The following is a 12,503-nucleotide window of genomic DNA, read 5'->3' as shown; positions in this document are numbered from 1 at the left end:
ATGTGACGCGATCGTGCGCGCATCGGCCGCGAAACCCCGCCACACGGGCCGCCAGCGGCTTCCGGCCGCTTCCCGTGGGGGCAGGCCGGCGCTCGGGTGCAGGGCGCCCGGGAACCGCGCGACGCAGGTGAAACGTCGACGAAAAAAGGGCACGGTCGGCGCAGTGCGCCGGCGTGCCCGCATGGAAAATCCCGGATGGAGGATGCGGCGGGGCCGACGGGCCCCGCCTGGTGTCAGAACCGCGTACGAATGCCCGACGTCAGTTCGAGCTGGTTCTTTGCGCCGAACGTCGACGACACCGTGTAGCCGCCGTGCAGCTTCATGTAGTCGCCGGCCAGGTACAGTTCCGTGCGCTTGCTCAGGTGATAGAACACCGACCCGTAGATCGTCTCCTTGAAGCCGTTGCCGACGCCGTTCGTCAGGCTGAACGCGCCGAGGTTCGCGTTCGGCGTGAAGCCGTCGGCGTTGTACGCGGCATTCTTCACGCGCATCTGCTGGTAGCCGAGCTCGTAGTCGAGCGGGCCCGTCGGCGCGATTTTCATCGACACCGTCCACGAGTCGTCGTGACGCTGGCCGAGCGAGCCCTGGTCGCCGTTGTAGCGGAAGTAGCCGGCATTCAGGCGCACGATGCTGAACGAGTAGTTGCCACCGACCGAAAACGTCTGGTTGCGGAAGCCGTTGTGATTCACGTGGTTGTAGAAGCCCGACACGGCGAATGGCCCGCCGTTGTAGCCGAGCGCGACCTGGTATGCGGAGCCGGTTGCGAACGAGGTCGAGTTGCTGAACTGGTAACCGGCGCTCGCGAAGATGCCGTTGCTGAACAGTTTCTTCCACGCGATGCCGTTGTTGTAGCGCGTGCCGGTCGGGCCGGCGGCGTAGAAGATCATCTGCTTGAAGTTGTTCGAGTTGGTCCAGCCGCCTTCCTCCGTCGTCAGCTTCGCGGAGCCGTACGCATCGCCGTAGATCGCCGATGCGTCGCGCGCGATCGTATTCTGGAAGCCGGCCGTCAGCTTGCCGAAGCGCTCGTCCTCGACGCCGACCCACGCGTCGCGATCGAAGATCTGGCCTTCGTCTTCCATCTGTCCGTTCGCAACCACGTATTCGCTTTCGAGGCGGAAGATGACCTTCGTGCCGCCGCCGATGTCTTCCGCGCCTTTCAGGCCCCAGCGGCTGCCGCTGAACCACGGCTCGCCTTCGTTGCCCATCCCGATTACGTGATTGCCGTTCGCGTCGGCGTGGGTCCGGTATGTCGGAAAGCTCAGGTCCATCAGCCCGTACAGCTGTACGCTCGACTGCGCGTACGCGTGGGTGGCGCCGCACAGGCCGGCCGCCGCGATGGAAAGGGCAAGGGTTTTTCGTTTCAAGATCGTCTCCTCCGAGCTGCCGCATTGAAATCTGTTCGTTGGCAGTACGTAATGTATGCCGAGTATTGCCGACCACAGCGAGAGGCCGACGCATGGCATCGTAGAGGGTGCAATCCTTCACCACGCTTTCCCGGAGGAAAGAATCGGATCGGTGAAAACACCGAATCCGCAATAATCGTGAATCGGGCACGCGTAATCGAGCCCGAATCCGACGACAGTATCCACCGGGTACGCACCGCACCACGTTTCGTGCTACGAATCGGTTTTCGACCTGCGGTGCGACGCGCGGGTCAGTCCTGCGCGCTCTTCGCGCGCAGGATATAGCCGAGCCCGCGCAGCGTAATGATCTCGGCCGTACTGCCCGCAAGATGCTTGCGCAACCGATGGATGTAGATGTCGATCGCGTCGGCGCTCGGCTCGTCGTCCAGTGCGAACACGCTGTCCATCAGCCGCGCCTTCGACACCGTCTTGTTCTGCTGCAGCATCAGCGTTTCGAGAATCGCGTGCTCGCGGCGGCGCAGCGCGAGCACCGCGTCGCCGCAGCGGAACTCGCGCGTGCCGAACGCGTAGACGAGATCGCCGCATACGAGCTGCGTCGTGCCGACGCCGGCCTGCCGTCGGATCAGCGCGCGGATCCGCGCGACCAGCTCGCGCGATTCGAACGGTTTCACCACGTAGTCGTCGGCGCCCGCACCGAAGCAGTCGACCTTGTCGTCGACCGAGCCGTGCGCGGTCAGCATCAGCACCGGCACGTTGTCGTTGCGGCGGCGCAACCGCGCGAGCACTTCCTTGCCGCTGATCCCCGGCAGCCGCATGTCGAGCAGCACGGCGTCGTAGCGTTCGGTCTTCAGCACCGCGTCCGCGCGTTCGCCGTCGCCGACGCAGTCGACCGCGAAATCTTCGCCGCGCAGCAGATTCACGATCCAGTGCGCGAGCTCGGCGTTGTCTTCGACCAGCAGGAGTTTCATGGCGACTTCATCTCTCAAGGAACGCCGGGCGCCCCGAGTTTCGTTAATCCCGTTGGAGGGCCGGGCGCTCAGCGACGGCGTTGGGTCGACTTTTCAATCGTACGCGGGCAACCGCACGGTCACGACGATACCGCGATTGCCGGCCCCCGGCGCAAGCGTCGCGGTGCCGCCGTGCGCCTGCGCGATTTCGCGGACGATCGCGAGGCCGAGGCCGGAGCCTTCGGTATCCGCCGACACGCGGTAGAACCGTTTGAACACGTGCGGCCGCGCCTCGGCCGGAATGCCCGGGCCGTTGTCGATCACGTCGAGCACGACCGCGTCGCCGTCGCGGCGCGCGGCCACCGTCACGCAGCCCCCTGCCTGCGTGTAGCGCACCGCATTGTCGACGAGATTCATGACCAGCGCGGTCAACAGGCTGTCGCTGCCCGCGACGTCGAGCCGCTCGCCGAGATCGGCGCCGAGATCGATGTTGCGGCGCTGCGCGAGCACGATCGTTTCCTCGAGCACGCTCGATATCACGGCCGCGAGATCGACGCGATGCGTGAGCAGCGTCGACGGCGTCGCCTCCGCATGCGCGAGCAACAGCAGTTTGTCGGTCACGTCGGCCATCTTGCGGCTGCTGCGCTGCATGCTGTCGAGCACCGCAGCGAGATCCGCATCGTCGTTGCCGCGCTGCTGCGCGTACTGGATCTGCGTGTCCAGCACCGCGATCGGCGTGCGCAGCTGGTGCGCGGCATCGGCGATGAAGCGGCGCTGCGTGGCCGTGTGCGTGTTGAGCCGCGCGATGCACTGGTTGATCGCGTCGACGATTGGCCGCAGTTCATGCTGTAACCGCTCCGGGCGGATCGGCTCGAGCTCCATCGGTCCGCGGTCGGCGACGTCGTCTTTGAGCTTCATCAGCGGTCGCAGCTCGAACGTGAGGCCGAGATAGACCAGCACGATCGCGAGCACCAGCATCAGCGACAGCCGCACAAGCTGCGGCCGCCAGATTGTCGCGACCATCGCGTCGTCCGAGCGAGTCGTCTTCGCGACGACCACCGTGACCGTCTCCACCTGCCCCTCGTCGTACAGCTGGCGGTCGTAGGCAGCCGCGCGCAGCCGCTCGCCGTCGAGCGACGTGTCGTACAGCGTCGGCTCGACGCCGTGCCGCGCCGGCACGTCGAGCGTCGGATTGCCTGCGAGCAGCCGGCCGTGGCTGTCGATCACCTTGTAGAAGACCGAATCGCGCGACGGCGATTCGAAGATCTCGAGCGCGGCGGGCGGCACGTCGGCCGCCGGCATCCCGTTGCGCCATTCGACGTCCTCGCCGATCGTGCGCGCCGACGCGACGAGCGCGCTGTCCTGCACGAGCGCGGCCGTGCGCCGCGCGGTGTCGTACGACATCGCGCCCGCGATCAGCACGAAGGCCGCGAGCGGCAGCAGCAGCCACCACAAGAGCCGCCCGCGCAGGCTGTGCGCCATTCCGTCTCCTCAATGCCGAACCGCGCCGGGAGCGCCGGCGCGGTTCGGGCGTGTCATCCGATATCGCGTGCGTTGCTCAGAAAGCGGCGGGCCGCCACTTCAGCAAGCGCTTCTCGAGCCAGGTCAGCAGATAGTCGGCGGCCAGCGCGACGACGGCCAGCACGATCATCGCCGCGAACACGCCGCTCGCATTGAACGCGCCCTGGGCGGTGGAGATTAGCAGGCCGATCCCTTGCTTGGAACCCAGGAATTCGCCGACCACCGCACCGACGAGCGCGAAGCCGAAGCTCACGTGCAGGCTCGCGAGAATCCAGCTGAGCGCGGACGGAATCACGACGGATGTGGTGATCTGCCGACGCGACGCGCCGAGGATTTGCGCGTTCGCGATCAGGTAGCGATCGGCTTCGCGCACGCCCTGGAATGCGTTGCCGAACACGACGAAGAACACCATCACGACGGCCAGCGCGATCTTCGACGCCATCCCGAGGCCGAGCGCGATCACGAACACCGAGCCCAGCACGACGCGCGGAATCGAGTTCGCGATCTGGATGTACAGGCCGAACACGTCGGCCATCAGCTTGTTGCGGCCGAGCACGATCCCGCAGATCACGCCGGCGACCGAGCCGATCAAAAAGCCGATCGCGGTTTCCTCGAGCGTCACCCATACCTGCGTGAGCAGCGGGCCCTGCGACGTGCCGTTTACGAACCAGTCCTGAATCTGCTCGAAGATCAGCGACGGCATCGAGAAGAAGAACGGATCGATCCACTTGAGCCGCGCGGCGAGTTCCCAGCCGCCCAGCACGACGACGAGCACGGCAATCCGCAGGCCGATGATCAGTTGCCGGCGGCGGCGCAGCCGGGTTTGCGCGGCGCGCGACTCGTCCTCGAGCGACGTCGCCGCAATGGCGGTGGGGGGAAGCGTCATGTCGGTCATGCTCCTGTCCTTGCTGCTGTCAGCCGATCTGCACTTCTTCGCGCAGGTCGTGCCAGATGTCCTTGGAAATCTCGATGAAGCGCGCGTCGTAGCGAATCTCGGATGTGACGCGCGGACGCGGCAGGTCGATCTCGTACACGCGCTTGAGCGTCGCGGGGCGTGCGGTCAGCACGAACACGCGGTCGGCGAGTGCGATCGCTTCCTCGAGATCGTGCGTGACGAATACGACGGAGCCCTTGTTCGCGGACCACAGCTGCAGCAGCTCGTCCTGCATCAGCGTGCGGGTCTGCATGTCGAGCGCCGAGAACGGCTCGTCCATCAGCAGGATTTCCGGCTGGTTGATGAAGGTCTGCGCGAGCGCGACGCGCTTTCTCATTCCGCCGGAGAGCTGATGCGGGTAATGCTTCGTGAACTTGTCGAGGCCGACCTTGCGGATCCATTCCTCGGCCTGTGCGTACGCGACGTCCTTCGAGCGGCCGCGGAACAGCGGGCCCGCCGCGACGTTGTCGATCACGTTGCGCCACGGGAACACGGCGTCCGCCTGGAACACGAAGCCGATGCGCGGGTCGATCCCGTCGACCGGGCGGCCCATCACGCGCACCTCGCCAGACACGGGCTTCAGCAGCCCGGTGATCAGGTTCAGCGTGGTCGACTTGCCGCAGCCGGTCGGCCCGACGATCGCGATGAACTCGCCGCGCGCCACGCTCATGCTGAAATCGCGCAGCGCGACGGTGGCCTTGCCTTCCGGCGAAATGAAGCGGCACGACACGTTGCGAAACTCGATCGCCGGTGTGCTCGGGGAAACTGCCTGGTTCATTGCATTCGTCCTGCGGGTGAGGAGGGCGTCGCATCGTGGCGCCGCCGGGCCGGCCAGCCGGGCCGGAACGGGGCGCGCGCGGCGGCGGGATCGCCGCGGCCGGCGCGTCTGCGACGGTCGATTACTTTGCGTTCACGAAATCGTTGGTATAGGTGCGAGCCAGGTCGATATGCTTGCCCTTCACCGAAGGGTTGAATGCCGACAGCACCTTCAGCACGGTTGCCGGGCCGTCGGCCGGCATCTTCGCGTCGGCGGTGTACATCGGCAGCGACGCCTTCAGCGCGGCCACGTAAAGGCCCTTGTCCTTCTGATAGTCGGCCGGCATCTTCGCGGCGATTTCCTCGGCGCTGTGCGTGTGGATGAACTGCATCGTCTTCGCGAACGCGTGCGCGAGCTTGGTCGCTTCCGCCTTGTGCGAATCGGCCCATGCGGACTGCACGTACAGGCTCGCGGCCGGATAGACGCCGCCGAGCGCGGCACGCGTGCCGTCGACGGTGCGCAAGTCGACCAGCACCTTCGCGTCGCCCATCTTCTCGAGCGCGGACACCGTCGGCTCGGTCGTCATCCCGGCGTCGATGCGGCCCTGCTTGATCGCGGCGATGAAGCTCGCGTCGGCGCCGACCGGCAGCATCGTGTACTGCGTCGACGGCACACCGTGCTGCAGTGCGAGATATTGCGTGAGGAAGCTCGTCGACGAGCCGAGGCCCGTCACGCCGAGCGTCTTGCCTTTCGCGTCGGCCATCGACTTGAACGTCGGGGCCGCCTTCGTCGACACCATCTCGACCTCGCCCGGCACCTGGCCGAACACGGCGATCGCCTTCACGTCCTTGCCCTTGCTCTGCAGGTCGATCGTATGGTCGTAGAAGCCGACGACGCCCTGCACGGCGCCCGCGAGCAGTTCGTTCTCCGCGTCGACGCCGGCCGGCTGCGACAGCAACTCGACGTCGAGCCCTTCGGCCTTGAAATAGCCGAGCTCCTGCGTGAGCCGCGCGGGCAGGTAGATCAGCTTCGCGATCCCGCCGACCATGATCGTGATCTTGCCGCCGTCGTCGGCGAAAGCGGGATGAGCGGCAAGCGCGCAGCTCAGGCTGGCTGCAACGGCGAGGGTGCGCAGGGCGGGTCGCATCGGGTCGTCTCCTTCGTTGTATTCGTATGGCGCGATGCTTGCTGCATCGTCACGACGAGTATAGGGACGCGAAACCTTCCGCAACCTTTCGCGGGCCGGCGATTCCGTTAGGGGTTTTCCACGAAGCCGGCGCGGATGCTCGAAGAGCGCTGCGCGAGGCGGTTTGGGCGGCGGGGGGGGGGGGCTAGCGGGCCTATCTATGCCGATTTCTCGGCATTACGCTTTGGCGAGCACAAAGAGACTCATCCATTGCGCTCCAACCAACTGCGGCAGCATGGCATCACGACAAAGGTGCTGGTCGACGGGGACGCATCGCGTAGCGCACCGTGCCGACTGTGATTTCTGGTCCGCGGTTCGCCTACTGACCTGATATTTCGTTTCGACGATCCAATGAGACCAACCACCATCGCCATTGCCGACGACCATCCGTTGGTGATCGAAATGCTGAAGCGCTTGCCGCAATGGGAGCCGGATTTCCTCATCTCGCAGTGCTGCAATAGCGGGGAGGGGCTGATCGACGCATTGGCGCGCTCCCCGGCCGATCTCATCGTCGTGGACTATTCGATGAATCGCGGCGAGAAATCGACAGACGGTCTGAGGTTGCTGCGCAAGCTGCGCGACATCGCGCCTAGTGCGCACTGCGTGATGCTGACCGCGCAAAAAAATCCGAGCATCTTCGCGGCTGCGCTGCGACTGGGAGTGAAAGCGATCGTCAGCAAGGAAGACGGAATCGATGAGGTCGTGCATGCGTGCCGACATGTGCGCGCAAGTCGAACGCGATATTTTTCGCCGACGGCCCGTGCGATCCTGGGGCAGTCAAGCGCGAACGGCGGCGATGCACTTCCAACGTTGACGCAGAAGGAGCTTGACGTCGTGCGCCTGTTCGCGTTGGGCTACTCGCTCGCGAGCATTGCGAAGATGCTCGGGCGCTCGGTCAGCACCGTGTCGACGCAGAAATACACGGCGATGAAGAAACTGCAGGCGGATACGAATGGGTATTTTACGATGCCCGAATTTCCATCGGGCAAGTACGCTTCATATCCGGCGTTTCCGTTTAAAAAACTGCCGACAACATTACGAGGGGTGGGCGCATGATTTTTGTCGCCAGAATAATCAACGCGATTCTCTCGATTGTCGCGATTAATTTTCTAAATATGAAGTTCACGATCCTGCCGGCGGGAACGGCATATACGCTGCTGGCCACGGCGATAGGTGTCGCATTGAGCGAGTGGTTCTTTTATCTTTTTAATCGAAGGAGATAATAAAATTGGCATATTTGGTCCATAGCAAGGAAAGGATGCTTGCCTGCGATGCGCTCGATACCAGCGATATACCTTCGGCAATATTCACATTCTGTTCATGATGGGTTCCCCGCGGAAGGCGCTGGGTCGTCAGCGCGGCAGCCGATGCTGGCGACGTCATCGTCGCTGAGCGTGCCGAGCGCGGCGGAGCGTTGCAGGCGCGCCCGCAGGTAGCGATCGCGGACGTCGGCGAGATCGCAGATCGCTTCGAAATAGTGCTGCTGCGCATCCAGTTCGTCGATCTGCGTGCGTAGCCCGACTTCGCGCCCGAGGCGGGTCGATTTCACCTTTCCACGGAACCGGGCCGAGGTTATGCCGCAAAGCAGAGGATTATTCAGCAGTGCATGACAGAACGATATCGTCGTTCGTCCAATTCCGGCGGGTGCCTGCACAATCGCGAATCGTGGAATGCGACTGAGGACCGAGCGGAAATGGCGACGCGCGGCGCAAAGCAGGCCGACCGGCAGAGTCGTCGCCAACCCCCCCGGGCTGAAAAGCCCCCGACTCCCCACGAAACCCTGGCCGCCCGGCCGAAGCAGCGCCCATCGCTCGGGACGAACGTCCCGCTCGTCACCGCCACCCTGACAACACCCGCCCCATCGCATCGAGCCCCATGTCGAACAGGTGCGACACGAACGGCACGAGGTTCGGGATCATCAGTTGCACGAGCAACAGCCCCACCAGCATCGTGACCGGGAAGCCGATCTGGAAGATGCCGATCTGCGGCGCCGCGCGATTCAGGATCCCGAGCGCGAGGTTCGCGATCAGCAGCGCGGCCACCACCGGCAACGCGAGCAACAACCCCATCTCGAACACGGTGGCGCCGAACGCCGCGAGCGTGCGCCAGCCGGGCGCATGCAGCAGGTCGGCAGACACCGGCAGCGTTTGGAACGACGCGGCCAGCGCCGCGAACACCTGCAGGTGCCCGTCCACCGCGAGGAACGCGAGCATCGCGATCGCGTTCAGGAAACGGCCCATTACCGGCGTCGCGCCGTTCGAATGCGGGTCGAAGAACGTCGCGAAGCCGAGCCCCATCGACAGCCCGATGAAGTCGCCGGCCGCCTCGACGGCCGCGAACACGAGCTGCATCGTGAAGCCCATCGCGATGCCGACCAGGAACTGCGTGACGACGATCCAGACGCCCTGCGCGGAGAACACGGTGACGCCCGGCATCGCGCCGAGCGTCGGCGCGACGACCAGCGCCATGAACGCGGCAACGCCGATCTTCACGCGCACCGGCACCGCCGCGTGGCCGATCACGGGCGCCGTCGCGACAAGCGCGAGCATTCGCACGAACGGCCACAGGAACGCGGTGAGCCAGCCGTTGAGCTGCGCGTAGGTAACCGAGAACATCGTCGGATAACGAAAGCCGGGCGCGCGGCTCAGCCGGCGCCGAGCGTCGCGACGTGCAGCAGCGTTTGCCGCAGGTAGTCGAGCATCGTCGTCAGCATCCACGGGCCGGCGATCACGAGCGTCGCAGCCACTGCGAGCAGCTTCGGGATGAACGACAGCGTCGATTCGTTGATTTGCGTCGCGGCCTGGAACAGGCTCACGACGAGGCCGACCGCGAGCGCGACCAGCAGCAGCGGGGCGGCCAGCAACAGGCCGACCATCATCGCCTGGTGCGCCAGCGTCATCACCTGTTCGGGCGTCATCGCGCGTTTCCTCCGCTTACGTGAAGCTCTGCGCGAGCGAGCCGATCAGCAGTTGCCAGCCGTCGACGAGCACGAACAGCATCAGCTTGAACGGCAGCGACACCGTCGACGGCGACACCATCATCATCCCCATCGACATCAGCACGCTCGCGACGACCATGTCGATGATCAGGAACGGGATGAAGATCGTGAAGCCGATCTGGAAGCCGGTCTTCAGCTCGCTCGTGGCGAACGCGGGCACCAGCAGCGACAACGGCACGTCTTCCGGCCCTTGCATCGGCGCGGCCTTCGAGATCTTCGCGAACAGTGCGAGATCGGTCTCGCGCGTCTGCTTCAGCATGAACGCCTTGAACGGCGCAACGCCGCGCTGCACGGCCTGCTCCATCGGCAGCGAACCCTCGGAGAACGGCTTGTAGCCGTCGGTGTACGCGCGGTCGAGCACCGGCGACATCACGAAGAACGTGACGAACATCGCGAGGCCGACCAGCACCTGGTTCGGCGGCGTCGTCGCGGTGCCGAGCGCCTGGCGCAGCAACGACAGCACGATGATGATGCGCGTGAAGCTCGTCATCATTAGCAGCATCGCCGGCAGGAACGACAGCATCGTGAGCAGCAGCATCGTCTGCACGCTCAGCGAATAGGTCGTGCCGCCGTTCGGGCCCGGGCTCGTGTTGAAGGCGGGCAGGCCGGTCGCTTGCGCGCACGCGAGCGCCGGGGCAAGGCCGAGGATCAGCACGGGCGCGACGCGCGCCGCGCGACGCAGGAATTCGTGTTTCATCGGAATGCGGAGACGAAAATGGGGCGCGACGGCATGTCAGTGGTCCTTGCCGCGCCCGAAGCGCTTTGCGGCTTCGCCGGCGAGCGCGTCGCGAAACCGCGCGCCGAACGTGCCGGGCTGCGCGGGCTGGCCGGGAGCGGCCGATGCGGCATCGGCGGGGGCGGCCGCCGCGGGCGCAAGCGTCGCAGGCACCGAACCGGCGGGCAGCGAATGCAGCAGCCGCACGTTGCCAGGCGCGACGCCGAGCACGAGCCACGTATCGCCGATCTCGACGATCGTCGCGCTTTCCTTCGCGCCGAGCCCGACGCTCGACACGACCTTCAGCGGGCCGCCGCGCCGCGCGGGCTGGAACCCGAAGCGGCGGGCGAGCCACGCGCAGCCGAACACGAGGCCGATCACGACCGCAAGCCCGACGAGCGTCTGCAGCACCGCGCCGACACCGAGCGACGGCGCGGCCGAGCCGACCATCACGCTCGACGCGATCGAACCGGGATGGTTGACCGCGTTCATGTCGGCCGCGCCGGCCGATGCGCATGCGAGCAATAAGCCGACGGCTACCGCCGACGCTGCAGCGCTCGCCGGAACGCGTACACCGCGGCCGGCCTTCGCAACGTTCATCGATTGAGCTTCCGGATACGTTCGGCCGGCGTGATGATGTCGGTCAGCCGGATGCCGAACTTGTCGTTGACGACCACGACTTCGCCCTGCGCGATCAGGCACCCGTTCACGAGCACGTCCATCGGTTCGCCGGCGAGGCCGTCGAGTTCGACGACCGATCCCTGCGCGAGCTGCAGCAGGTTGCGGATCGCGATCTTCGTGCGGCCGAGCTCCACGGTCATCTTCACCGGGATGTCGAGAATCATCTCGATGTCGTTGTGCGTCGAGCTGGGCGCCGCCTTCGACAGCGGCTGGAACACGCCGGCGCCCGTCGCGCCGGCCTGCACCGGCTGATGGTTCTGTTCGGCGAGCGCGGCGGCCCAGTCGTCCATGCTCAGCTCTTCGTCCGCAGCGGCGGGCGCCTTCTCGGCGGCCGCCGGCGATGCCGCCAGCGCCGCGTCGGCGAGTGCCTGCGGGTCGAGTTCGGGCGTCGGGTTCAGCTCACTCATATCCACCTTCCTTCATCGTGTCGCTCGCGCTGATCATCTTCTGCACGCGCAACGCATATTGACCATTGAAAATGCCGTAGCCGCATTCCATCACCGGCACGCCGTCGACCTTCGCGGTGATCGTGTCTTCGATCTCCAGCGGCAGCACGTCGCCCGCGCGCAGGTTCAGGATCTTCTCGAACGTCACCGGGATCTCCGCGAGATCGGCGGTCAGCTCGACCTCGGCCGACTGCACCTGCTGCGACAGCACGCGCACCCAACGGCGATCGACTTCGAGCGCCTCGCCCTGGATCGGCGACGCGAGCACGTCCCGAATCGGCTCGACCATCGAATACGGCATGCAGATGTGCAGCGTGCCGCCGGTCGGGCCGAACTCGATCGAGAACTGCGTGACGATCACGATCTCGTTCGGGGTAGCCACGTTCGCGAACTGCGTATGCATCTCCGAGCGCACGAACTCGAACTGCAGCGGCCGCACGCTCTTCCACGCGGTCGTGTAATGCTCGAACACGAGGTTCAGCAGCTTGCCGATGATCCGCTGCTCGGTGGCCGTGAAGTCGCGGCCCTCGACGCGCGTATGGAAGCGCCCGTCGCCGCCGAACAGGTTGTCGACGACGAAGAACACGAGGTTCGGGTCGAACACGAACAGCGACGTGCCGCGCAGCGGCTTCACGTGCACGAGGTTCAGGTTCGTCGGGATCGGCAGATTGCGGGTGAACTCGCTGTACTTCTGCACCTTCACCTGGCTCACGGAGATTTCCGCCGTGCGCCGCATGAAGTTGAAGATGCCGATCCGCAAAAGGCGCGCGAAGCGGTCGTTGATGATCTCGAGGCCGGGCATCCGGCCGCGGACGATCCGCTCCTGCGTCGCGATGTTGTAGGGGCGGACGCCCGACGTGTCGCGCTGCTCGTCGACTGAGTCGGATTCGCCGGTGACGCCCTTGAGGAGGGCATCGACCTCCTCCTGGGACATGAACTCCTGGTGGCCCATGC

Annotated in this window: 14 protein-coding genes; 1 reads left to right on the top strand and 13 read right to left on the bottom strand. The window is 65.5% G+C overall.

What is annotated here, in order from left to right; all coding sequences use genetic code 11:
* Positions 1-233: 233 nt before the first annotated feature.
* From KDW55_RS22025 to KDW55_RS22000, 6 genes are all read right to left on the bottom strand, one after another.
* Positions 234-1,364 carry a porin gene (locus tag KDW55_RS22025; protein ID WP_040142654.1) on the bottom strand — a complete coding sequence of 377 codons (1,131 nt, stop codon included), beginning with the start codon at positions 1,362-1,364 and terminating at the stop codon, positions 234-236.
* Positions 1,365-1,654: 290 nt separating this feature from the next.
* Positions 1,655-2,332, bottom strand: coding sequence for a response regulator (locus tag KDW55_RS22020; RefSeq protein ID WP_040142656.1), 678 nt, complete (start codon positions 2,330-2,332; stop codon positions 1,655-1,657).
* A 93-nt stretch (positions 2,333-2,425) separates the two neighbouring features.
* Positions 2,426-3,793: a sensor histidine kinase gene (locus KDW55_RS22015; protein ID WP_212161021.1), complete on the bottom strand. Its 1,368-nt coding sequence runs from the start codon at positions 3,791-3,793 to the stop codon at positions 2,426-2,428.
* Positions 3,794-3,869: 76 nt separating this feature from the next.
* A complete protein-coding gene (locus KDW55_RS22010) occupies positions 3,870-4,727 on the bottom strand; it encodes an ABC transporter permease (protein WP_144245414.1) in 858 nt (285 codons plus the stop codon).
* A 19-nt stretch (positions 4,728-4,746) separates the two neighbouring features.
* Positions 4,747-5,544 carry an ABC transporter ATP-binding protein gene (locus KDW55_RS22005; RefSeq protein WP_040142661.1) on the bottom strand — a complete coding sequence of 266 codons (798 nt, stop codon included), beginning with the start codon at positions 5,542-5,544 and terminating at the stop codon, positions 4,747-4,749.
* Between the two features lie 121 nt (positions 5,545-5,665).
* Positions 5,666-6,670 carry an ABC transporter substrate-binding protein gene (locus tag KDW55_RS22000; protein WP_040142664.1) on the bottom strand — a complete coding sequence of 335 codons (1,005 nt, stop codon included), beginning with the start codon at positions 6,668-6,670 and terminating at the stop codon, positions 5,666-5,668.
* 390 nt (positions 6,671-7,060) lie between these two features.
* Here KDW55_RS22000 and KDW55_RS21995 point away from each other — a divergent pair, with 390 nt between their 5' ends.
* A complete protein-coding gene (locus KDW55_RS21995) occupies positions 7,061-7,765 on the top strand; it encodes a response regulator transcription factor (protein ID WP_212149249.1) in 705 nt (234 codons plus the stop codon).
* A 262-nt stretch (positions 7,766-8,027) separates the two neighbouring features.
* Here KDW55_RS21995 and KDW55_RS29500 read toward each other — a convergent pair whose 3' ends face one another.
* The 7 genes from KDW55_RS29500 to fliM form a co-directional block, all read right to left on the bottom strand.
* The gene (locus KDW55_RS29500) at positions 8,028-8,450 is read right to left on the bottom strand and encodes a hypothetical protein (RefSeq protein WP_249181336.1); all 423 of its coding nucleotides are present in this window, start codon (positions 8,448-8,450) and stop codon (positions 8,028-8,030) included.
* Positions 8,451-8,541: 91 nt separating this feature from the next.
* Positions 8,542-9,324, bottom strand: a complete 783-nt coding sequence (fliR, locus tag KDW55_RS21985) for a flagellar biosynthetic protein FliR (protein WP_040142674.1) — start codon at positions 9,322-9,324, stop codon at positions 8,542-8,544.
* Between the two features lie 29 nt (positions 9,325-9,353).
* Positions 9,354-9,626 carry a flagellar biosynthesis protein FliQ gene (gene fliQ, locus KDW55_RS21980; protein ID WP_006750427.1) on the bottom strand — a complete coding sequence of 91 codons (273 nt, stop codon included), beginning with the start codon at positions 9,624-9,626 and terminating at the stop codon, positions 9,354-9,356.
* Between the two features lie 16 nt (positions 9,627-9,642).
* Positions 9,643-10,404 carry a flagellar type III secretion system pore protein FliP gene (gene fliP / locus KDW55_RS21975; RefSeq protein ID WP_040142678.1) on the bottom strand — a complete coding sequence of 254 codons (762 nt, stop codon included), beginning with the start codon at positions 10,402-10,404 and terminating at the stop codon, positions 9,643-9,645.
* A 36-nt stretch (positions 10,405-10,440) separates the two neighbouring features.
* Positions 10,441-11,022 carry a flagellar biosynthetic protein FliO gene (gene fliO, locus KDW55_RS21970; protein ID WP_209821366.1) on the bottom strand — a complete coding sequence of 194 codons (582 nt, stop codon included), beginning with the start codon at positions 11,020-11,022 and terminating at the stop codon, positions 10,441-10,443.
* Complete coding sequence (gene fliN / locus KDW55_RS21965; protein ID WP_040142682.1) at positions 11,019-11,510, bottom strand: flagellar motor switch protein FliN; 492 nt, start codon at positions 11,508-11,510, stop codon at positions 11,019-11,021. Before fliN ends, fliO begins: the two co-directional genes overlap by 4 nt.
* Positions 11,503-12,501, bottom strand: a complete 999-nt coding sequence (fliM, locus tag KDW55_RS21960) for a flagellar motor switch protein FliM (RefSeq protein ID WP_040142684.1) — start codon at positions 12,499-12,501, stop codon at positions 11,503-11,505. The genes fliN and fliM overlap by 8 nt, the downstream gene beginning before the upstream one ends.
* Between the last annotated feature and the right edge of the window lie 2 nt (positions 12,502-12,503).

Source organism: Burkholderia sp. AU19243, from assembly GCF_018148075.1.
GTDB lineage: Bacteria > Pseudomonadota > Gammaproteobacteria > Burkholderiales > Burkholderiaceae > Burkholderia > Burkholderia latens_A.
The sequence above is the reverse complement of the archived record's forward strand: the minus strand, read 5'-3'. Positions and strand labels throughout refer to the sequence as shown.